Source organism: Streptomyces sp. NPDC093600 (assembly GCF_044764755.1).
Lineage (GTDB): Bacteria > Actinomycetota > Actinomycetes > Streptomycetales > Streptomycetaceae > Streptomyces.
In genome coordinates this window covers 418,689-438,514 of record NZ_JBIWIU010000001.1, presented here as the reverse complement: position 1 = coordinate 438,514, position 19,826 = coordinate 418,689, and the positions used below count along the sequence as shown (strand labels likewise).

Genomic DNA, 19,826 nt, shown 5'->3' with positions numbered 1-19,826 from the left:
CTTACAGCACCTCCGGCGCGAGCGAGATGATCTTCATGAACTTCTTCTCGCGCAGCTCACGGCCCACGGGGCCGAAGATACGGGTGCCGCGAGGGTCGCCGTCGTTCTTGAGAATGACAGCGGCGTTCTCGTCGAAGCGGATGTACGAGCCGTCCTGGCGGCGGCGCTCCTTGACGGTGCGAACGATGACCGCCTTGACGACGTCACCCTTCTTCACGTTGCCACCGGGGATCGCGTCCTTGACGGTGGCGACGATGACGTCACCGATGCCCGCGTAGCGGCGACCGGAGCCACCGAGAACACGGATGCAAAGGATCTCCTTGGCACCAGTGTTGTCGGCGACACGCAGTCGCGACTCCTGCTGGATCACGTCTATCTCCTGATTGTCTGCCGGTTCCCGGCGGGGACCCGTCCCTGACGAGGCGGGGCCCCACCGAGCCTGGCGGAACTGACCTGAGGGAAACCCCTCAGGTGATTACTTGGCCTTCTCGAGGATCTCGATGACGCGCCAGTGCTTCGTGGCGGACAGCTTCCGGGTCTCCATCAGGAGGACGCGGTCGCCGACGCCGGCAGCGTTCTGCTCGTCGTGAGCCTTGAGCTTGTTCGTACGGCGGATGACCTTGCCGTACAGCGCGTGCTTGACGCGGTCCTCGACGGCGACGACGACGGTCTTGTCCATCTTGTCGCTGACGACCAGGCCCTCGCGGACCTTGCGGGCGTTGCGCTCGGTCTTCTCAGTCACGTTGTTCTCGCTCATCAGGCGCTCTCCACCGTCTCGATGCCCAGCTCGCGCTCACGCATCAGGGTGTAGATCCGCGCGATGTCCTTGCGGACGGACTTGAGCCGCCCGTGGTTCTCGAGCTGGCCCGTCGCCGCCTGGAAGCGGAGGTTGAACAGCTCTTCCTTGGCCTCGCGGAGCTTGTTGAGAAGCTCCTCGTTGCCCAGCTCGCGCAGCTCGGACGCCTTGGTACCGGCCGACATCACAGCTCACCTGCCTCGCGCTTGACGATCTTGCACTTCATCGGCAGCTTGTGAGCCGCTCGAGTCAGGGCCTCACGCGCGATCTTCTCGTTCGGGTAGGACAGCTCGAACATCACCCGACCGGGCTTGACGTTCGCGATCCACCACTCCGGCGAACCCTTACCGGAACCCATGCGGGTCTCGGCAGGCTTCTTGGTCAGCGGGCGGTCCGGGTAGATGTTGATCCAGACCTTGCCGCCACGCTTGATGTGGCGGGTCATCGCGATACGGGCCGCCTCGATCTGGCGGTTGGTCACGTACGCCGGGGTGAGGGCCTGAATGCCGTACTCGCCGAACGCAACCTGCGTACCACCCTTGGACATACCGCTGCGCTTCGGGTGGTGCTGCTTGCGGTGCTTGACCCTACGGGGGATCAGCATTTCGGTCAGGCCTCCGTTCCGGTGCTCTCAACCGGAGCAGCGGCGGCAGCCTCGGCCTTGGGGGCCTCGGCGGCGGGAGCCGACTGCTGCGGCTTGCGACCGCGACCGCCACGCTCGCCACCGCGGCCACCACGGCCGGCGGGGCGCTCAGCGCCACCGCGGGCCGGACGGTTGCCGGCGCGGGCAGCGGCGTTCTCGGCGCGGACCTCGGCGATGTTCTTGACGTCGCCCTTGTAGATCCAGACCTTCACACCGATGCGGCCGAAGGTCGTCTTGGCCTCGAAGAAGCCGTAGTCGACGTTCGCGCGGAGCGTGTGCAGGGGCACGCGGCCCTCGCGGTAGAACTCCGAGCGGGACATCTCGGCGCCGCCGAGGCGACCGCCGCACTGGATCTTGATGCCCTTGGCGCCGGCCTTCATCGTGCCCTGCATGCTCTTACGCATGGCGCGACGGAAGGAGACGCGGGAGGAGAGCTGCTCGGCAACGGCCTGCGCGACCAGCTGAGCGTCCATCTCGGGGTTCTTGACCTCGAGGATGTTCAGCTGGACCTGCTTGCCCGTGAGCTTCTCGAGGTCCCCGCGGATGCGGTCGGCCTCGGCGCCACGGCGGCCGATGACGATGCCCGGACGAGCGGTGTGGATGTCCACCCGCACGCGGTCACGGGTGCGCTCGATCTCAACCTTCGAGATGCCGGCGCGCTCCATGCCGGACGTCATCATCCGACGGATGGCGACGTCTTCCTTGACGTAGTCCTTGTACAGCTTGTCGGCGTACCAGCGGGACTTGAAGTCCGTGGTGATGCCGAGCCGGAACCCATGCGGGTTAACCTTCTGGCCCATTACCGGGTTCCTTCCTTGCTGCTGACGACCACGGTGATGTGGCTGGTCCGCTTACGGATCCGGTAGGCACGGCCCTGAGCACGCGGACGGAACCGCTTCAGGGTCGGGCCCTCATCCACGTACGCCTCGCTGATGTACAGCGAAGAGGCGTCACTGTGGTCGTAGTTGTGCGCGGCGTTGGCAATGGCGCTGTCAAGCACCTTGCCGACCGGCACGCTCGCGGCCTGCGGGGCGAAACGCAGGACCGCCTGAGCCTCCGTGGCGTCCATGCCACGGATAAGGTCCACCACGCGGCGGGCCTTCATGGGCGTGACGCGGATGTACCGCGCCTGGGCCCTGGCTTCCATGGTTGTCCTTCCAGTGTCTGTCATGGTCATTCCACCCCGCTACTAGCGGCGCTTCGACTTCCGGTCGTCCTTCACGTGACCCCGGAAGGTGCGCGTCGGCGAGAACTCGCCGAGCTTGTGGCCGACCATCGACTCGGTGACAAACACCGGAATGTGGGTCTTGCCGTTGTGCACCGCGATCGTGTGGCCGAGCATGGCCGGGATGATCATCGAGCGACGGGACCAGGTCTTGATGACGTTCTTGGTACCGGCTTCGTTCTGAGCGTCCACCTTCTTCACGAGGTGGCCGTCAACGAAGGGTCCCTTCTTGAGACTGCGCGGCATCTAAACCCGCTCCTAGCGCTTCTTGTTCGTCTTGCGGCGGCGGACGATGTACTTGCTCGAAGCCTTCTTCGGCGAGCGAGTACGACCCTCCTTCTGACCCCACGGGGAGACCGGGTGGCGACCACCGGAGGTCTTGCCCTCACCACCACCGTGCGGGTGGTCAACCGGGTTCATCGCCACACCGCGAACGGTCGGGCGAACGCCCAGCCAGCGCTTGCGGCCGGCCTTGCCCCAGTTGATGTTCGACTGCTCGGCGTTGCCGACCTCACCGATGGTGGCGCGGCAGCGGGCGTCGACGAGACGGATCTCGCCGGACGGCATGCGGAGGTGGGCCATCGAGCCCTCCTTCGCGAGCAGCTGCACGGAGGCACCCGCGGAACGGGCGAACTTGGCGCCACCGCCGGGACGGAGCTCGATCGCGTGGATCGTGGTACCGACCGGGATGTTGCGGAGGGCCAGGTTGTTACCGGGCTTGATGTCGGCGCCGGGGCCGTTCTCGACCCGGTCGCCCTGCGACAGGCCACGCGGGGCGATGATGTAGCGCTTCTCGCCGTCCGCGTAGTGGAGCAGCGCGATGCGCGCGGTGCGGTTCGGGTCGTACTCGATGTGAGCGACCTTGGCCGGCACGCCGTCCTTGTCGTGACGACGGAAGTCGATCACGCGGTAGGCGCGCTTGTGGCCACCGCCCTGGTGGCGGACGGTCACACGACCGGTGTTGTTACGGCCGCCCTTGCTGTGCAGGGGGCGGACCAGCGACTTCTCCGGCGTGGACCGCGTGATCTCGACGAAGTCGGCTACGGAGGAGCCACGGCGGCCCGGCGTAGTCGGCTTGTACTTGCGGATTCCCATTTCTCAGTCCTCGTCCGATTCCGGACGACTCGACCGCCGTCAGGCGGTCGGGCCGCCGAAGATGTCGATACGGTCGCCCTCGGCAAGGGTCACGATGGCGCGCTTGGTGTTGGCGCGCTTGCCGAAACCGGTGCGGGTGCGCTTGCGCTTGCCCTGGCGGTTGATCGTGTTGACCCCGGTGACCTTGACCGAGAAGACCGCCTCGACGGCCTGCTTGATCTGGGTCTTGTTGGAGCCGGGCGCGACGATGAACGTGTACTTGTTCTCGTCCAGCAGGGCGTAGCTCTTCTCGGAGACAACCGGCTTGACGAGAACGTCGCGCGGGTCCGTGAAGGTCTTGCTGGTGATCGTGGCCTCGGACATCAGGCCTCGCTCCCTTCGGTGTCAGCAGCCGACGACTTCGCAGCGCCGGACACGAAGGACTCGAGAGCGGCCTGGGTGAAGACCACGTCGTCGGATCGCATCACGTCGTACGTGTTCAGCTGGCCCGGCTCCAGGATGTGCACCTGGGGCAGGTTGCGGGCGGAGAGCCACGCGACCTCGTCCGAGCGCTCGACGACCAGGAGCAGGTTCTTGCGCTCCGAGATCTTGCCGAACAGCGTCTTGGCGGCCTTGGTGGAGATGTCACCCTCGACCACGCCGGTGACGACGTGGATGCGGGAGTGGTTCGCCCGGTCGGAGAGGGCACCGCGCAGGGCGGCGGCCTTCATCTTCTTCGGGGTGCGCTGGGAGTAGTCACGCGGCACGGGGCCGTGGACGACGCCACCGCCGGCGAACTGCGGCGCACGGGTCGAACCCTGACGGGCGCGGCCGGTGCCCTTCTGGCGGTACGGCTTGCGGCCACCACCACGGACTTCGCCACGGCTCTTGGTCTTGTGCGTGCCCTGGCGGGCAGCGGCCAGCTGTGCGACGACGACCTGGTGGATCAGCGGAATGCTGATCTTGGCGCCGAAGATCTCCGTGGGGAGCTCGACGGTCCCGGCCTTGTCGCCTGCCGGCGAAAGGATGTCAATGGTGCTCATCGGTTCCTCAAACCCCCTTGGCCGCGGTGCGGACCAGGACGAGGCCACCGTTCGGGCCGGGGACGGCGCCCTTGATGAGCAGCAGACCCTTCTCGGCGTCAACGGCGTGGACGGTCAGGTTCTGGGTGGTGACCCGCTCGTTGCCCATGCGACCCGCCATGCGCATGCCCTTGAAGACACGGCCGGGGGTGGCACAACCACCGATGGAACCAGGCTTGCGGTGCACGCGGTGGGCACCGTGAGACGCCTTGCCACCACGGAAGTTGTGACGCTTCATGACACCGGCGAAGCCCTTGCCCTTGCTCTTGCCGGTGACGTCGACCTTCACGCCGGCCTCGAAGACCTCGGCGGTGATCTCCTGGCCGAGCGTGTACTCGGAGGCGTCAGCGGTGCGGAGCTCCACCAGGTGGCGGCGCGGGGTGACGTCGGCCTTGGCGAAGTGACCCTTGAGGGGCTTGTTCACCTTGCGAGGGTCGATCTCGCCGAAGGCGATCTGGACCGACTCGTAGCCGTCGATGTCGTTCGTACGCACCTGGGTCACGACATTCGGACCGGCCTTGACGACGGTCACCGGGACGACCCGGTTGTTCTCGTCCCAGACCTGCGTCATGCCGAGCTTCTCGCCCAGGATGCCCTTGATGTTCTTAGCCATCTCGCGCGTCACCTCAGAGCTTGATCTCGATGTCGACGCCCGCCGGCAGGTCGAGGCGCATGAGCGAGTCAACCGTCTTCGGCGTGGGGTCGAGGATGTCGATGAGGCGCTTGTGCGTGCGCATCTCGAAGTGCTCGCGCGAGTCCTTGTACTTGTGCGGCGACTTGATGACGCAGTACACGTTCTTCTCAGTGGGCAGCGGCACCGGGCCCGCGACCGACGCACCAGTGCGCGTCACCGTCTCGACGATCTTCTTCGCCGAGGAGTCGATGACCTCGTGGTCGTAGGCCTTGAGCCGGATGCGGATCTTCTGTCCCGCCATGGCTACTCAGTAGTCCTTTGTCTTGGTTAACGCTCTGGACTCGGGGGTTCTCGTAACTCTGTCTCCGACCCACGCGGTCGGGCGTGTCGCACTCCCTCTACGCAGAAATCCCTAAGGATCTCCCAACCAAGGGGGTGCGGTCCCAGAACCGCGAGCCGGGGGCAGAACACCCACCGAGTGCCTGGTCGGCACCCCGCTGACGCTTCCCCGAAGATTCCCGTACGTCCGCTCCTGAGAAGAAGCGACGAGTACTGTGGGACTCGCTTCAGGTCCTCCCGACGGGAGGCGCGCAGCATCGGCACTCAACCGAGCAACCCCGACAGTCTGCCACACGTGACGCGCCGGTGGCCAATCGGGCCGAAGAGAGTACCCCGGACGTGACGGAGATCAAACCTGGGGTACGACACGCGGGGCACGCCCCGCCAGGTGTTCCAGCGTCGCACACGGGACGCACGCACGACCTCCGCGGGCACTCGCACGACATGCCGGGCATGTACGGATCCCGCCACGCGCGAAGCCGCCCCGTCGCCCTGGTCCCCCGGTGTGCGTCACCCGGGCCGAGCGGGAGCCTCCGAGGACCCGGAGGCGGAAGCCTACGGGGAAGTGCCCTCGAGTCCCGGCAGACGTACCACTCCGACTGGCTTGGGGAGTTGTGGCGCAAGGCGGGGGCGCCCGACCCCCCGTCGTACATCGCGTTCGGGTGGGACGAATGTCTGCGCGCCCTCGACAAGGTGGCCGAGGCCCTGCGGGAGCCGGACATGGGCAGGGACCCCAGCGCAGCCGTCGGGCCCGGCTGGGTCGCCGAGGAAGCCCTGGCGACGGCCCTGTACTGCTTCCTCGTCGTCGGGGGTGATGCCCGCGGGTCGATCATGCGAGGTGCGCATTCGTCGGGGGACTCCGACGCCATCGCCGCCCTCGCCGGCGCGTTCGCCGGGGCCAAGCACGGATCGCACTACTGGCTGCACGAGTGGACCGAGGTACTGGAGTACCAGGACCGCATCCGCGCCCTGAGCCAGCTCTGGGACTGAGTACCGAGGTGAAGGACATGGACGCGGAGGCGGCCCCGGCCCCCGCCGGGCCACCACCGCGCGCGAGACCGCCGCCCGTGTCCGGAACCAGGCGCGCCGGATCAACGCACGTGGCTGCGTGGCCGCCGTGCACTCCGCACTCGGCGGGAACCCGTCGGTCGCCCTGCCCTGGCGGCCCGCCCATGAGGCCCCGGGCTGGTGGGACCGGTTGAACCGCCGGTACTTCGAGGGCTTCAGCCGCGTCCCGGTGGGCGACTGGAACGACGTGATCAGGGCCCTGCGCGGGCCGGGCCCGGACACACGCGGGCTGGTGTGGGTACGGCGTGAGATCGGCGGTCGGGAGCCGAGCGGGAACCTCCTCTACGCCCACGACGACAGCGGCCGGGTCGTCCTTCTGGACGGCGTCACGGGCTCCCTGGCCGTCCTGGACACCTCCCACATCCGCGAGCTGAACCTGCTCCGGGCCCTTTCGGCGCAGCGGGACGGTGCGGAACGCGTCAGATACGGGTGACCGTGCCGCACTTCTTCGGGAGATCTCCGAGGTCCTTGCTGCGGTCGTACGGATCGATCTCCGGTCCTCCGGGGGGCACCGCGCTGATCAGGTCCTCGCTGAACTGGGGACGCAGGAAGCCGTCCCCGTCCCTGGCGCAGTCGCTGTTTCCGGCGGACTCGTCCATCCGCAGCACGAACAGCGCGCCTCGCGTCGCCACGATCTTGGCCGGGTCGTAGAGAGCGAAGGTCATCTGGCGCCGTACGACGGTACGGGCGACCTCGTCGAAGCCGGGGCGGGTCTTCACCAGCGGATAGACGAAGGTGTAGTCGGCGTGCACCTGCACCTCGCCGCTCCGCTCACCCGCCTCGAAGGTCATCCGCCCGCGCGTCTTGACGACGTCACCGGCGAGACGCACCTCGGCCGGGTCGAACCGGCTGAACAGCCACAGCGGGTCGCTGTCCCGGCCCGGCTTCGCGAGCCACCGGTCGATGCGCGGACGGACGTCCTTCTGCAGGGGATCGAGCAGCTCGATCGCGTCGGTCGGCCGTTCCCCGCGCAGCGTGGCCCGGTCCAGGTTCGCGGCGACGAGGAACCGCCCGACCGTGTCGAGCGCGGCGGCGACCTCCTTCTTGGACATCCCTCCGACGGCCCGGGCCCGGGGCAGCTCGATCCCCGCGGCCCCGTCCGCCCACCGGAGAGCCGGCGATCCCTTGAACGGTTCCTTCAGCGTCGGACGGTCCGGGAGGATCTCCTGGGACGGCGCCGCGCTCGGACGTGCGGTCTCCGCGGACAGGGGGGTGGTCGCGCCCGGGCCGCCGAGCCCCTCGGGCCACCGGTCCGTGACGAGGTCCGGGCGCACAGCGAACAGCAGGAGGCCGGCGGCCAGGGTGATCCCGACGGCACCCTTGACCTGGCGCCGCGCCTTGCCCCGTCCGTTCATCTCCCGCCAGGCCGGCCCGGTCCGCCACCCCTCGGGCTCGTGCCGCTTCGGCCGCCGAGGCCGCCGCCGGCGGGGCTCCGGGACAGGGCCGGTACCCACCCCGTCCTTCCTCGCCGCCTCGACGAACGCGGCCCATTCCTCGTCGGAGACCGACGGGTCCTTCTCGCTCATGTTCCCCACCCCTGATCGTGCTCGCGGTCAGGAGGGTTTCACGGGGCGTGGCGGAGGATGCGGGCAGGTCGGGTTCGTTGATCTTTCCGAGATCGGGGGGCTCAGCCTCGGGCGTCATGCGCCGCCCCAGGACCTGCCCCGCTGCCCCGGAGCGGCCTCGGCCGCCCACTGAGACGGCCCCGTCCTGGGCAGTCGACGGGTGTGCACACCAGTGACGAGATCTACCACCGGGTGCTGTGGGACCCCCGCTTCGATCCCGAGCGCTTCGTGATGGGCATCGCCGAGCGCGGTGCCGGGCCGCAGCGGATGCCGTTGGTCGATTTCGTGCCCGGGGGCGAGATCCCCTGGCATCGGGTGGTCTTCTTCGAGGCCGACGGGCGGGTCGTCTGGGACCGGGCGACAGGGGTCGACCGGCTCGACGGGCTTCTCGCGCCCCGGGCCGTCGAGCCGCCCGGTCCCCGGGAGGTTCTGGCCGTCGCGCCGACGAACCGTACGGCCGTGGCCTGGATCCCGCCGTCCGAGCTGTGGCCGCCGATCCAGCACATCCGCCGCGAGCACGACCGTCAGATCCACCGCTGGCCGCCGCACGTCAACGTGCTCTTCGGCTTCGTGCCCGAGGACGACTTCGCGCGGGCGGCCCCGCTCGCCGCCGCGGCGGTGGCCGAGGTGCCGGCGTTCAAGGCCCGGCTCGAGGGCGTGCACTGGTTCGGCCACCGCGAGGACGCCACCGTCTGGCTCGATCCGGCGGCGGCCGGCGAGGAGCCGTGGGCCCGGCTGCGGAACGCCCTGGAGACCCGCTTCCCCCTCTGCGGAGGCCGGCGGGGCGGGGGCTTCACCCCGCATCTCTCCCTCGGTCGCACCCGGGACCCGCACGCTCTCGCGTCGAAGGCCGACGCCCTGCTCGGGGCGGTGACCGCGCGGGTCACCGAGCTCGTCCTGCTCTCCCGCCGGGGCGACGGGCCGATGCGCGTCCGGGCGAGAGTGCGGCTCGGCACGGGCGAGGTGCGATGGTCCGCGCCCGACGCCGAATGAATTCCTCGGGCACACTCGCGACTCCCCGCACAACCTCTCGTACCGGAAATCCGTCTACCAAGGCGCTCAGGGACCGGTACACAGCGCGGGGGAACCTCCACCAGTGGACGACATATCCGTCTCCGGGGCCTTCCGGCCCCGGCGGCGCAGCATGCTCGCGGCCGCCGTCGCGGTGGCCGCCCTCGCCGGGTGTTCCGTGCCCGCGCCCCGCCGCACCGGCCCGACCGCCGATCCCGCGCCCGGGATGGCGATCGCCGGCTCGCGGCGCGCGCAGTTGGTGCAGTTCGCCGCGCACCCGGACGACGACCTGTACTTCATGAACCCGGACACCCAGCGCATGCTCGACGCCGGTGTCCCCCTCGCCTCCGTGTACGTCACCGCGGGCGAGCACACCGGCAGGAACTGGATCAAGGGCATGCCGGAGACCGCCCCGGACAAGGCCGCCTACTCCGCCGCCCGTCACCAGGGCCTGCGGCAGGCGTACGCCGAGGCCGTCGGGCTCCACCGGTTCACGCCCTGGCAGAAGGACGTCATCACCCTGCGCGGCGGACGACGGGCCGAGATCAACACGCTCACCCATGGCGGTCGCCGGGTCGAACTGGTCTTCCTCAACCTGCCGATGCACAGCTCCCGGCGGTACATGGCCCTCCCCGCGCTCTGGCACGACCGGGCCCTCGAACTGAGGACCCACCTTTCCGCCGGCTCCCCCGTCGACCGCTCGGACACCTACGACCACGACCAGCTGATCGACGTCCTCGTCGGCCTCCTGGAGCGGTACCGGCCGACGGTCGTCCAGACCCTCGACCCGGACCCGGACATCCAGCTGAGCGACGAGGCGACGCGCAAGCGGGACAGCGAGCAGCCCGGCTACTCCGACCACGGCGACCACACCGCCGTCGCCTGCTTCTCCTGGGCCGCGCTGATCCGCTGGGTCGCGGAGTCCGCGCGGGACGGCGCGGCCATACCGGCGTTCACGGCGCACGCCTTCCGCGGCTACTACAACCGCCACTGGCCCAAGAACCTCCCCCCGCAGGTCCTGCGAGAGAAGGCCGCGCATCTCGTCCCGTACGGCGGCGATCCGTCCTGGCAGTGCGGCGACCCCTCCGGCTGCGGCGACTACGGCGTCGGCGGCGAGCGCCCCCTCACCAACAAGAAGGGCTGGGTGCGCTCCACGCACCACCGCTGGCCCGGCGCCGGCCCCGCCCTCGTCGCGGAGCCCGACGGGCGGCTCGTCGCCCACGCAGTGCTCGGACTGCGCGCGGTCCGCTGGCGGGAGACGGAGAAGGGCTCCGGCCTCTGGGGCGATCCGGAGGACCTCGGCGGCGGGCCGCTCGTGCCGGAGCTGGGCTCGGCCGTGCTCCCCGACGGCCGGGTGCTGCTCCTCGGCGTGCGCTTCGCCGCGCTCGGCGGCCGCGGTGGCCCGAACAGACGGGAGGTCGTGCTCCTGGAGCAGCCCTCCCCCGGCGGTCCCTTCCTCGCCTGGCGCGGCCTGGGCAATCCCGAGCGCGGCGACGACCGGGGCCGCCGCATCGGTGTGCCGGTGGCCGTGACCGCACCCGACGGCCGGGTCCATCTCTTCGTACGCAACGCCGACAAGGGGGTGTCGACGCGGGTACGGGACACCTCCGGCGCCTGGAGCCCCTGGCAGTCCCTCGACGGGGAGGCGGAGGTGCAGGACGGGCTGACCGCCCTCGTCGACGGTGCCGGGCGCGTCCACCTCCTGGCGGCGGCCCGGGACTCCGTCGCGCACTGGATCGACGGCGCGCCCACCGAGCCGCTGCCCCTCGCCGGCGGCCCCGTCGCCGCCGTCCCCGGCACCGGCGGCGTCGAGGTGTACTACCGCGAACCGGCGGCCGCCGCCCTGCTCAGGACCGGGCAGGACGTCTCCTTCGACGGGTACGGCGCCGTCACCGCGGGGCTCGTCGACGGCGAGACGGTACTCCTCGGCCGGGACCTCCGCGGACGCGTGCGGCTGCGCCGGGGGGCGCGCACCCACACCCGTACGCAGGGGGTCGCCGCCGTCGGGAACGCCGCGCTCCACGGCGCGGCCGCCGCCGGTCTCGGCGCCGACGGCCATCCGTGGCTGTGGCGGCCGACGGAAAGGGCCCGCCTCCCTCGATGAGGGAGACGGGCCCGGGCCCGGCGCCGAGGCGCTCAGGTCACCGCTGTCACTCGCTTCACTTGGTGAAGTAGCCGGTGATGTCGGCGAGCAGGTCGACCGAACCCGACTTGTTGTAGAAGCTGACCTTGCCGTTCACGACCGGGACGACGACCAGGTTCGGGATCGTCTGACCGGCGGTGAAGTTCAGGTTCGACGCGCTCGTACGGGTCGTACCGTCCGGGTAGACCGACACGAAGCTGCCCGCGGTCGGGTTCGTCGCCGTCACGTTCAGGACGACGGCGGTGACGCCGGAGGCGGGAACGCCCTCGACACCCGCGACCGGGAGGGTCACGACGCCGCCGGGACCGACCTTGGCCTTCGGCACTCCGAGACCGGAGCGCGTGTCCATCAGCCGCTTCGGGCCCAGGTTGATGTGGGACGCGCCCTCCTGGCCGGCCGTGAAGTAGCCGGTGATGTCGGCGATCAGGTCGACCGAGCCCGCGCGGTTGTAGAAGTCCACCTTGCCGTTCACGACCGGGACGACGACCAGGTTCGGGATCGTCTGACCGGCGGTGAAGTTCAGGTTCGACGCGCTCGTACGGGTCGTGCCGTTCGGGTACACCGACACGAAGCTGCCCGCGGTCGGCGCGGTCGCCGTCACGTTCAGGACCACGGCGGTGACGCCGGTCTCCGGAACGCCCTGGACGCCCGCGACCGGCAGCGTCACGACACCGCCGGGGCCGACCTTGCCCTGCCGCACACCGAGGCCGGAACGCGTGTCCATCAGCCGCAGCGGGCCGTGGTTGAGGTGCGTGGAACCGGTGGTGTCGGTGGTGTAGTAGCCGGTGACGTCGGCGAGCAGATCGACGGTGCCGGCGTGGTTGTAGAAGCTGACCTTGCCGTTCACGACCGGGACGGTCACCAGGTTGGGGATCGTCTGACCGGCGGTGAAGTTCAGGTTCGACGCGCTCGTACGGGTCGTGCCGTTCGGGTACACCGATACGAAGCTGCCGGCCGTCGGGTTGGTCGCCGTCACGTTCAGCACGACCGCGCCCACGCCCGTGGCCGGTATGCCGTTGGCCCCGGTGACCTGCAGCGTCACGACGCCGCCGGCACCGACCTTGGCCTTGGCCACGCCGAGCCCGGTACGCGTGTCCATCAGCCGGGTCGGCGTGACGGGCTTGAACGTCTTGGGACCGGGGACGGTCACGGTGATCGCCGGGGTGGTGGTCGTCTTCCCGGAGGTGTGGATGCCCCGGATGGCGACCTGGTGGGCGCCGTAGCCCGTGAGCGTCGTCGAGGTGCTCCGCGTGCTGCCGGTGACCCACTTGACCATCTGGCCGTCGACCAGCAGCTCGAAGCGGTGGACGAGGTTGGCCGGCGTGGTCGAGGACCAGTTGAGCGTCAGCGGCCCGGGCGTCTCGTACCCACTGCCGGCGACGGTCGCGCCGCCACCCACGGAGTCGATCTTCAGGTTGGCGACGGTGCCGGTGGCGTAGCTGCGGATGGTGGGCAGCTGGGGGTAGAGCATGGTGCCGGGGCAGGCCGTGTTGAAGCCGTCACGGTGCCCGGAGACCGCGTCGAAGGTGTACGACTGGCCGGACGTGTAGCTGATGCCCGTGCCGCTCTTCTGCGTGGCGCCCGCGACCAGCGTGGTCTTGCCCGCCGGGTTCACGCCGTACTGGCCGAGCTTGTACGCGATGACCCGCGAGGCCGACACGAGCGCGGCGTTCGACGCCGACTGCTCCATGTAGTTGCCGATGACGGCGACGCTGGTCGACTCCGAGTTGAAGCCATAGGTGTGCGCGCCGAGCACCGGCTGGTCGATGCCGCCCTCGCGGCCCTCGAAGATCGTGCCGCACTTGTCGACGAGGAAGTTGTAGCCGATGTCGCGCCACGGCGGGTTCTGGCCCGTGACGTGGTAGACGAGGATGCTTCGGACGATGGCCGCCGACTCCGAGCAGTCGTAGTCGGCACTCGTCGTGTGGTGAACGAAAGCGGCCTTGATCTTGCCGCCCGGCAGATAGACCGGCTCCTCGGGGGTGGCTACGGCCGTGTCCGCACCCCACTCCTCACGAGTGACGATCCTCGGCTGCGGCGCGGTCGACGGCGGACCCGGAACGCTCGGAGGCGTGGTCGGCGGCTCGTCGGCGGCGAAGGCGGCGGGCGCGGCGTTCAGATCGCCGTTCCGCTCCGCGGCCGCTCCGGCGCCGTTCGGGTCGACCATCACCAGCTTGAGGCCGTCGGGGAGCGTGCCGGCGGCCGCGCCGTCGCTCACCCGCGCCTCCGCGCCGTCGGAAGCGCCGACCCAGACGGGCTCGGTCGCGCCGCCTGCTCCGGGTCGCTTGCCGTCCATGCCGACGGGATAGGGCTCGAGGTCGATCCAGTCGGACCATTCACCGGTCTCGACGCTGCGGGTACGGACCTCGATCGTGCCCTTGATCTTCGTGTTCGGGTCCGTCCAGGACACCCCGAGCAGACCGAACGGTGCCGTGTCCCGCTGGGACAGCACCGCCTCGCCCTTGCCCTTGTCGGTCAGCGGCAGCTTGTGCAGCTGGTCCTTCGCCGACCCCTTCTTCGCGACCTCAGTGCTGTACGGGCTGGGCTGGTCCGCGGGCCCGGTGTCCTCGGTCCCGAAGACCGCACCGTTCGCGGCGGCCTGGAAGCCCAGAACCGTGGCGGCTGCGAGGGCAGCACCTATGGCGGTGCGACGGACGCGCTTCCCGGTCGTACGACGTGCTCGACGTCCCGATCTCAAGTTGTCTCCACCCCTAATGGTCATGACACAACTGACCGGCGCATGCTACATGCCGTCAGGTTTGCTTCTGTCACCCGGGGGTAAAACAAAAGGCCCCGCGCCGCCGAAGCGGTGCGGGGCCCTCGTTTGACGCTCCGTCAGGAGCGGCTCAGGTCAAGCCAACAATTACTTGTTGATCTTGGTGACCTGGCCGGCGCCCACGGTCCGGCCACCCTCACGGATGGCGAACTTCAGGCCCTCCTCCATGGCGACGGGCTGGATCAGCTCGACGGTCATGGAGGTGTTGTCGCCCGGCATGACCATCTCGGTGCCCTCGGGGAGGGTCACGACGCCGGTCACGTCCGTGGTACGGAAGTAGAACTGCGGGCGGTAGTTGTTGAAGAACGGGGTGTGACGGCCACCCTCGTCCTTCGACAGGATGTAGGCCTGGGCCTCGAACTCGGTGTGCGGCGTGACCGAACCGGGCTTGATGATGACCTGGCCGCGCTCGACATCCTCGCGCTTGATGCCACGGAGGAGCAGACCGACGTTCTCACCGGCCTGGCCCTCGTCGAGCAGCTTGCGGAACATCTCGATGCCGGTGACCGTGGTGGTGGTCTTCTCCTGCTTGATACCGACGATGTCGACGGTCTCGTTGACCTTCAGGACACCACGCTCGATACGGCCGGTGACGACGGTGCCACGACCGGTGATCGTGAAGACGTCCTCGATCGGCATCAGGAACGGCTTGTCGACGTCACGCTCGGGCTGCGGGATCGCCTCGTCGACGGCGGCCATCAGGTTCAGGACCGACTGGCCCCACTCCTTGTCGCCCTCGAGCGCCTTGAGCGCCGAGACCTTGACGACCGGCAGGTCGTCGCCCGGGAACTCGTACTCGGAGAGGAGCTCACGCACCTCGAGCTCGACGAGCTCCAGGATCTCCTCGTCGTCCACCATGTCGGCCTTGTTCAGGGCGACGACGATGTACGGAACGCCGACCTGGCGGGCCAGGAGCACGTGCTCCTTGGTCTGCGGCATCGGGCCGTCGGTGGCCGCGACCACGAGGATGGCGCCGTCCATCTGCGCCGCACCCGTGATCATGTTCTTGATGTAGTCCGCGTGACCGGGGCAGTCGACGTGGGCGTAGTGACGCGACTCGGTCTGGTACTCGACGTGCGCGATGGAGATGGTGATACCGCGCTGGCGCTCCTCAGGAGCCTTGTCGATCTGGTCGAAGGCCGAGGCCTCGTTCAGGTCCGGGTACGCGTCGTGCAGCACCTTGGTAATGGCGGCCGTGAGGGTCGTCTTACCGTGGTCGATGTGACCGATGGTGCCGATGTTGACGTGCGGCTTAGTCCGCTCGAACTTCGCCTTCGCCACGGGGGTCCTCCTGGAGAGTGGTTCTGTACGCCTTGCTTCATCGGCGCCAGGTGATCTTTGCTGGGATGCCAGTGGCCGGGGCCCGGTTCCTCGGGTTACGGGGATGAGCCCCGGCGACTGGGTCAAGCCTAAAGCGTGAACTCGGGAGAGTTACTCGCCCTTGGCCTTCGCGATGATCTCCTCGGCGACGTTCCGCGGAACCTCGGCGTAGGAGTCGAACTGCATCGAGTAGCTTGCGCGACCCGAGGTCTTGCTGCGGAGGTCTCCGACGTAGCCGAACATCTCCGAAAGGGGCACGAGGCCCTTCACGACGCGAGCGCCGCTGCGCTCCTCCATGGCCTGGATCTGACCACGGCGGGAGTTGATGTCACCGATGACCTCACCCATGTAGTCCTCGGGCGTGACGACCTCAACGGCCATCATGGGCTCAAGGATGACGGGGGAAGCCTTGCGCGCGGCCTCCTTGAAGGCCTGCGAACCGGCGATCTTGAAGGCGAGCTCGGAGGAGTCGACCTCGTGGTAGGCACCGTCGAGAAGGATGACGCGGACGCCAGTCATCTCGTAGCCGGCCAGGATGCCGAACTGCATGGCCTCCTGCGCACCGGCGTCGACCGAAGGGATGTACTCCTTCGGGATGCGGCCACCGGTGACCTTGTTCACGAACTCGTACGAGGCGTCGCCGCCCTCGATGGGCTCGATCGCGATCTGCACCTTGGCGAACTGACCGGTACCACCGGTCTGCTTCTTGTGGGTGAAGTCCACGCGCTCGACGGCCTTGCGGATCGTCTCGCGGTACGCGACCTGCGGCTTGCCGACGTTCGCCTCGACCTTGAACTCGCGACGCATACGGTCGACGAGGATGTCGAGGTGAAGCTCGCCCATACCACCGATGATGGTCTGGCCGGTCTCCTCGTCCGAGTGAACCTGGAAGGAGGGGTCCTCCTCCGCGAGACGCTGGATGGCGACACCCAGCTTCTCCTGGTCACCCTTGGACTTGGGCTCGATGGCGACCTGAATGACCGGCGCCGGGAAGTCCATGGACTCCAGGATGACCGGGTTCTTCTCGTCGCACAGCGTCTCACCGGTGGTGGTCTGCTTGAGGCCCATGACGGCGACGATGTCGCCGGCGCCCACCGAGTCGATCTCCTCACGCTTGTTCGCGTGCATACGGTAGATCTTGCCGATGCGCTCCTTCTTGCCCTTGACGGAGTTCAGCACCGAGGTGCCGGCCTCCAGGCGACCGGAGTAGATCCGGACGAAGGTGAGCTTGCCGAGGTGCGGGTCGCTCGCGATCTTGAAGGCGAGCGCCGAAAGGGGCTCCTCCTCCGAGGGCTTGCGCCGTACGACGACCTCGGCGTCCTTGACGTCGTGGCCCTCGATGGCCTCGACGTCCAGGGGGGAGGGGAGGTAGCGCACGACCGCGTCGAGCAGGGGCTGGACGCCCTTGTTCTTGAACGCGGTGCCACAGAAGACGGGGGTGATCGTCTTCTCGCCGCCACCCTTGCCGGACGCGATGGTGATACGACGGATCGCGGCGTACAGCTGCTCCTCGGTGGGCTCCTGGCCCTCGAGGAAGAGCTCCATGATCTCTTCGTCGTTCTCCGCGACGGTCTCGACCAGCTTGCCGCGCCACTCTTCAGCGGCCTCGGTGTGCGAGGCGGGGATGTCGACGACGTCGTACATCTCGCCCTTGGTCGCTTCCGCGGACCAGACCAGGGCCTTCATGCGGACGAGGTCCACGACACCCTGGAAGTCCATCTCGGCACCGATGGGGAGCTGCATGACGATCGGGACGGCGCCGAGGCGGTCCACGATCATGTCGACGCAGCGGTGGAACTCGGCGCCCGTACGGTCGAGCTTGTTGACGAAGCAGATACGCGGGACGCCGTAGCGGTCCGCCTGACGCCAGACAGTCTCGGACTGGGGCTCAACACCGGCGACGCCGTCGAACACCGTCACGGCACCGTCGAGCACGCGCAGCGAACGCTCCACCTCGACGGTGAAGTCGACGTGGCCCGGGGTGTCGATGATGTTGATGGTGTGGTCGACGTCCTCGAGCGGCCAGTGGCAGGTCGTCGCGGCGGACGTGATCGTGATGCCGCGCTCCTGCTCCTGCTCCATCCAGTCCATCGTGGCAGCGCCGTCGTGGACTTCACCGATCTTGTACGAGACACCGGTGTAGAACAGGATTCGCTCGGTGGTGGTCGTCTTGCCCGCGTCGATGTGGGCCATGATGCCGATGTTGCGCACCTTGGCCAGGTCAAGCGAAGTGGTAGCCATATCGGCTCAGTCTTCTCTCGGTCTCGATGTGGGTTGCGACTACCAGCGGTAGTGCGCGAAGGCCTTGTTGGACTCGGCCATCTTGTGCGTGTCCTCACGCTTCTTGACCGAAGCACCGAGGCCGTTGGAGGCGTCGAGAAGCTCGTTCATGAGGCGCTCGGTCATGGTCTTCTCGCGACGGGCGCGGGAGTAACCCACGAGCCAGCGGAGCGCGAGGGTGGAGGCGCGACCGGGCTTGACCTCGATCGGCACCTGGTAGGTGGCGCCACCGACACGGCGGGACTTGACCTCGAGGGACGGCTTCACGTTCTCGAGGGCGCGCTTCAGCGTGATGACCGGGTCGTTGCCGGTCTTCTCGCGGAGGCCTTCCATGGCGCCGTAGACGATGCGCTCGGCGGTGGAGCGCTTGCCGTCCAGCAGGATCTTGTTGATCAGCGAGGTGACAAGAGGAGAGCTGTAGACCGGGTCGATGATGACCGGGCGCTTCGGGGCGGGGCCCTTACGAGGCATTCTTACTTCTCCTTCTTGGCGCCGTAGCGGCTGCGAGCCTGCTTACGGTTCTTGACGCCCTGCGTGTCGAGGGAACCGCGGATGATCTTGTAACGAACACCCGGCAGGTCCTTCACACGGCCACCACGCACGAGCACGATGGAGTGCTCCTGCAGGTTGTGACCCTCACCCGGGATGTAGGCCGTGACCTCGATGCCGGAGGTCAGACGCACACGCGCGACCTTACGGAGGGCCGAGTTCGGCTTCTTCGGGGTGGTCGTGAACACACGCGTGCAGACGCCGCGGCGCTGAGGGGAACCCTCGAGTGCGGGCGTCTTGTTCTTCTCGACCTTGTCCTGCCGGCCCTTCCGGACCAGCTGCTGGATCGTAGGCACTACTTCTCCGGTTTCTGTGTGCCGTCGTAAAACTAACCTGGAACACTGCGCCGACCCACGCGGTCGGGTGTGTCGAATACTGCGGACCTCCGCCGAGGGCGAAAAAGCGCAGATTGCGGTGGCCGTACTCGAACTCGCAGTGCGGTTGAGGACACGCACACGAGCCCAGGCACACCCCAGGCACAAGGTCTGAGCGTACCTACCGCATGGACTCCGGTCAAAACAAATGCCCGCGCGCACCGGGGCCCGGCCGGAGCCCGGGCCGACCTCGGGTAACGCGGGCGTCCGACACGCGAGGGAGCCGGGGCGTCATCACCCCGGCTCCTCCCGGCACTTCGCGGCGGCGGCCCGCTCAGCGGGCCACCGCTCACTCCCTCGCGGCACGTCCCGGATCAGTCTGTTCGTCGCCGTCCGCGTCCTCGCCGTCGGTCTCGAGGAACTCGTTCACCACCTTGGTGAAGACGCCGAGCCGTTCGTCGGGGACGCCGAGCCAGCGGGCGAAGTCCTCCATCGACGGCTGCCAGTCGTTCGGCGGGAGGAGATCCTCCGCCAGCGGCAGTTCCTCCGGGGTCACGCGCCCCGACCGGATGAGCATGTCGCGGACGGACACCCCGAGCAGCGGGGCGATCCTGCGCATGGTCTCCAGGTCGGGCATGCTCTGCCGCTGCAGCAGCCGGGTCACGGCGGCGCGATGCACGCCGGCCTCGTCCGCGATCCGGGACTTCCCGCCGCCGCGCGGGCTGTCGATGTCGTATCCGCGTTCGCGCATCAGCCCTTCGACCCAGCCCGCGAACTGGTCCAGCCCTTGAGTGGTCATGTAACGCTCCTCACTCCACTCCTCCAGGCGGCCAACTCTAGCGTGCTTGCGCGCAAGGAATTACGTAGTTTCGGCAGCACAATCGTGTCAAACCGGTGAAGGTGCCCCAGAAAGATTGTTGCGCGCTCGCACGCAACATGCGACTCTAGCTCGCCGCCGCACTCGCCGGCCTCCTGAGTCCCATGGGCCCCATCGGCCCCGTGGGACG

Annotated in this window: 23 protein-coding genes; 4 read left to right on the top strand and 19 right to left on the bottom strand. The window is 68.6% G+C overall.

What is annotated here, in order from left to right:
- Position 1: 1 nt before the first annotated feature.
- The 12 genes from rplN to rpsJ all read right to left on the bottom strand — a co-directional run bounded on the left by rplN (position 2) and on the right by rpsJ (position 5,755).
- On the bottom strand, positions 2 to 370 hold the full coding sequence (gene rplN / locus ACIRB4_RS02220; protein ID WP_003956455.1) for a 50S ribosomal protein L14: 369 nt from the start codon (positions 368 to 370) through the stop codon (positions 2 to 4).
- A gap of 105 nt (positions 371 to 475) precedes the next feature.
- A complete protein-coding gene (gene rpsQ, locus ACIRB4_RS02215) occupies positions 476 to 757 on the bottom strand; it encodes a 30S ribosomal protein S17 (RefSeq protein WP_403287909.1) in 282 nt (93 codons plus the stop codon).
- Positions 757 to 981, bottom strand: a complete 225-nt coding sequence (rpmC, locus tag ACIRB4_RS02210) for a 50S ribosomal protein L29 (protein ID WP_015035581.1) — start codon at positions 979 to 981, stop codon at positions 757 to 759. The genes rpsQ and rpmC overlap by 1 nt, the downstream gene beginning before the upstream one ends.
- Positions 981 to 1,400: a 50S ribosomal protein L16 gene (gene rplP / locus ACIRB4_RS02205; RefSeq protein WP_015035580.1), complete on the bottom strand. Its 420-nt coding sequence runs from the start codon at positions 1,398 to 1,400 to the stop codon at positions 981 to 983. Before rplP ends, rpmC begins: the two co-directional genes overlap by 1 nt.
- Positions 1,401 to 1,405: 5 nt before the next feature.
- Positions 1,406 to 2,239, bottom strand: a complete 834-nt coding sequence (rpsC, locus tag ACIRB4_RS02200; RefSeq protein WP_403287908.1) for a 30S ribosomal protein S3 — start codon at positions 2,237 to 2,239, stop codon at positions 1,406 to 1,408.
- The gene (rplV, locus tag ACIRB4_RS02195) at positions 2,239 to 2,586 is read right to left on the bottom strand and encodes a 50S ribosomal protein L22 (protein WP_030208989.1); all 348 of its coding nucleotides are present in this window, start codon (positions 2,584 to 2,586) and stop codon (positions 2,239 to 2,241) included. Before rplV ends, rpsC begins: the two co-directional genes overlap by 1 nt.
- 42 nt (positions 2,587 to 2,628) lie before the next feature.
- Complete coding sequence (rpsS, locus tag ACIRB4_RS02190; protein WP_015035577.1) at positions 2,629 to 2,910, bottom strand: 30S ribosomal protein S19; 282 nt, start codon at positions 2,908 to 2,910, stop codon at positions 2,629 to 2,631.
- A gap of 12 nt (positions 2,911 to 2,922) precedes the next feature.
- The gene (gene rplB / locus ACIRB4_RS02185) at positions 2,923 to 3,759 is read right to left on the bottom strand and encodes a 50S ribosomal protein L2 (RefSeq protein WP_403287906.1); all 837 of its coding nucleotides are present in this window, start codon (positions 3,757 to 3,759) and stop codon (positions 2,923 to 2,925) included.
- Between the two features lie 39 nt (positions 3,760 to 3,798).
- Positions 3,799 to 4,122: a 50S ribosomal protein L23 gene (gene rplW, locus ACIRB4_RS02180; protein ID WP_327374685.1), complete on the bottom strand. Its 324-nt coding sequence runs from the start codon at positions 4,120 to 4,122 to the stop codon at positions 3,799 to 3,801.
- Positions 4,122 to 4,781, bottom strand: coding sequence for a 50S ribosomal protein L4 (gene rplD / locus ACIRB4_RS02175; protein WP_403287905.1), 660 nt, complete (start codon positions 4,779 to 4,781; stop codon positions 4,122 to 4,124). The genes rplW and rplD overlap by 1 nt, the downstream gene beginning before the upstream one ends.
- 7 nt (positions 4,782 to 4,788) lie before the next feature.
- Entirely contained in the window at positions 4,789 to 5,433 is a 645-nt protein-coding gene (rplC, locus tag ACIRB4_RS02170) for a 50S ribosomal protein L3 (protein WP_041664123.1), read from the bottom strand.
- A 13-nt stretch (positions 5,434 to 5,446) separates the two neighbouring features.
- Complete coding sequence (gene rpsJ, locus ACIRB4_RS02165) at positions 5,447 to 5,755, bottom strand: 30S ribosomal protein S10 (protein ID WP_003948644.1); 309 nt, start codon at positions 5,753 to 5,755, stop codon at positions 5,447 to 5,449.
- Positions 5,756 to 6,405: 650 nt separating this feature from the next.
- Here rpsJ and ACIRB4_RS02160 point away from each other — a divergent pair.
- Together ACIRB4_RS02160 and ACIRB4_RS02155 are read left to right on the top strand one after the other, a co-directional pair.
- Entirely contained in the window at positions 6,406 to 6,783 is a 378-nt protein-coding gene (locus tag ACIRB4_RS02160; protein WP_403287904.1) for an ADP-ribosylglycohydrolase family protein, read from the top strand.
- 100 nt (positions 6,784 to 6,883) lie between these two features.
- Positions 6,884 to 7,294: a toxin glutamine deamidase domain-containing protein gene (locus ACIRB4_RS02155; protein WP_403288645.1), complete on the top strand. Its 411-nt coding sequence runs from the start codon at positions 6,884 to 6,886 to the stop codon at positions 7,292 to 7,294.
- On the opposite strand, the gene ACIRB4_RS02150 is transcribed toward ACIRB4_RS02155, so the two are convergent.
- The gene (locus ACIRB4_RS02150; protein WP_403287903.1) at positions 7,281 to 8,387 is read right to left on the bottom strand and encodes a hypothetical protein; all 1,107 of its coding nucleotides are present in this window, start codon (positions 8,385 to 8,387) and stop codon (positions 7,281 to 7,283) included. The genes ACIRB4_RS02155 and ACIRB4_RS02150 overlap by 14 nt on opposite strands.
- A 201-nt stretch (positions 8,388 to 8,588) precedes the next feature.
- On the opposite strand from ACIRB4_RS02150, the gene ACIRB4_RS02145 reads away from it, so the two are divergent.
- Together ACIRB4_RS02145 and ACIRB4_RS02140 are read left to right on the top strand one after the other, a co-directional pair.
- Positions 8,589 to 9,419 (top strand): RNA repair domain-containing protein, encoded by an 831-nt coding sequence (locus ACIRB4_RS02145; RefSeq protein ID WP_403287902.1) that lies wholly within the window; start codon positions 8,589 to 8,591, stop codon positions 9,417 to 9,419.
- A gap of 151 nt (positions 9,420 to 9,570) precedes the next feature.
- The gene (locus tag ACIRB4_RS02140; protein ID WP_403288644.1) at positions 9,571 to 11,541 is read left to right on the top strand and encodes a PIG-L family deacetylase; all 1,971 of its coding nucleotides are present in this window, start codon (positions 9,571 to 9,573) and stop codon (positions 11,539 to 11,541) included.
- A gap of 55 nt (positions 11,542 to 11,596) precedes the next feature.
- On the opposite strand, the gene ACIRB4_RS02135 is transcribed toward ACIRB4_RS02140, so the two are convergent.
- The 6 genes from ACIRB4_RS02135 to ACIRB4_RS02110 form a co-directional block, all read right to left on the bottom strand.
- Positions 11,597 to 14,278: a peptidoglycan recognition protein gene (locus ACIRB4_RS02135; RefSeq protein WP_403287901.1), complete on the bottom strand. Its 2,682-nt coding sequence runs from the start codon at positions 14,276 to 14,278 to the stop codon at positions 11,597 to 11,599.
- Positions 14,279 to 14,443: 165 nt separating this feature from the next.
- Positions 14,444 to 15,637 carry an elongation factor Tu gene (tuf, locus tag ACIRB4_RS02130; RefSeq protein ID WP_137993946.1) on the bottom strand — a complete coding sequence of 398 codons (1,194 nt, stop codon included), beginning with the start codon at positions 15,635 to 15,637 and terminating at the stop codon, positions 14,444 to 14,446.
- Between the two features lie 150 nt (positions 15,638 to 15,787).
- A complete protein-coding gene (gene fusA, locus ACIRB4_RS02125) occupies positions 15,788 to 17,917 on the bottom strand; it encodes an elongation factor G (RefSeq protein ID WP_403287899.1) in 2,130 nt (709 codons plus the stop codon).
- A gap of 39 nt (positions 17,918 to 17,956) precedes the next feature.
- Positions 17,957 to 18,427 (bottom strand): 30S ribosomal protein S7, encoded by a 471-nt coding sequence (rpsG, locus tag ACIRB4_RS02120; protein WP_003966970.1) that lies wholly within the window; start codon positions 18,425 to 18,427, stop codon positions 17,957 to 17,959.
- 2 nt (positions 18,428 to 18,429) lie between these two features.
- Positions 18,430 to 18,801, bottom strand: coding sequence for a 30S ribosomal protein S12 (gene rpsL, locus ACIRB4_RS02115; RefSeq protein ID WP_003948652.1), 372 nt, complete (start codon positions 18,799 to 18,801; stop codon positions 18,430 to 18,432).
- Between the two features lie 367 nt (positions 18,802 to 19,168).
- The gene (locus ACIRB4_RS02110; protein ID WP_403287898.1) at positions 19,169 to 19,618 is read right to left on the bottom strand and encodes a helix-turn-helix domain-containing protein; all 450 of its coding nucleotides are present in this window, start codon (positions 19,616 to 19,618) and stop codon (positions 19,169 to 19,171) included.
- Positions 19,619 to 19,826 lie beyond the last annotated feature (208 nt).

Excerpts from the sequence above, each read along its gene's own strand:
- rplV (WP_030208989.1), bottom strand. The coding sequence starts at position 2,586 with ATGGAAGCCAGGGCCCAGGCGCGGTACATCCGCGTCACGCCCATGAAG.
- rpsS (WP_015035577.1), bottom strand. The coding sequence starts at position 2,910 with ATGCCGCGCAGTCTCAAGAAGGGACCCTTCGTTGACGGCCACCTCGTG.
- ACIRB4_RS02150 (WP_403287903.1), bottom strand. The coding sequence starts at position 8,387 with ATGAGCGAGAAGGACCCGTCGGTCTCCGACGAGGAATGGGCCGCGTTC.
- rpsJ (WP_003948644.1), bottom strand. The coding sequence starts at position 5,755 with ATGGCGGGACAGAAGATCCGCATCCGGCTCAAGGCCTACGACCACGAG.
- rpsG (WP_003966970.1), bottom strand. The coding sequence starts at position 18,427 with ATGCCTCGTAAGGGCCCCGCCCCGAAGCGCCCGGTCATCATCGACCCG.
- ACIRB4_RS02110 (WP_403287898.1), bottom strand. The coding sequence starts at position 19,618 with ATGACCACTCAAGGGCTGGACCAGTTCGCGGGCTGGGTCGAAGGGCTG.
- rpsQ (WP_403287909.1), bottom strand. The coding sequence starts at position 757 with ATGAGCGAGAACAACGTGACTGAGAAGACCGAGCGCAACGCCCGCAAG.
- rplP (WP_015035580.1), bottom strand. The coding sequence starts at position 1,400 with ATGCTGATCCCCCGTAGGGTCAAGCACCGCAAGCAGCACCACCCGAAG.
- rplD (WP_403287905.1), bottom strand. The coding sequence starts at position 4,781 with ATGAGCACCATTGACATCCTTTCGCCGGCAGGCGACAAGGCCGGGACC.
- rplC (WP_041664123.1), bottom strand. The coding sequence starts at position 5,433 with ATGGCTAAGAACATCAAGGGCATCCTGGGCGAGAAGCTCGGCATGACG.
- rpsC (WP_403287908.1), bottom strand. The coding sequence starts at position 2,239 with ATGGGCCAGAAGGTTAACCCGCATGGGTTCCGGCTCGGCATCACCACG.
- ACIRB4_RS02140 (WP_403288644.1), top strand. The coding sequence starts at position 9,571 with ATGCTCGCGGCCGCCGTCGCGGTGGCCGCCCTCGCCGGGTGTTCCGTG.
- fusA (WP_403287899.1), bottom strand. The coding sequence starts at position 17,917 with ATGGCTACCACTTCGCTTGACCTGGCCAAGGTGCGCAACATCGGCATC.
- rplW (WP_327374685.1), bottom strand. The coding sequence starts at position 4,122 with ATGTCCGAGGCCACGATCACCAGCAAGACCTTCACGGACCCGCGCGAC.
- rpmC (WP_015035581.1), bottom strand. The coding sequence starts at position 981 with ATGTCGGCCGGTACCAAGGCGTCCGAGCTGCGCGAGCTGGGCAACGAG.
- rplB (WP_403287906.1), bottom strand. The coding sequence starts at position 3,759 with ATGGGAATCCGCAAGTACAAGCCGACTACGCCGGGCCGCCGTGGCTCC.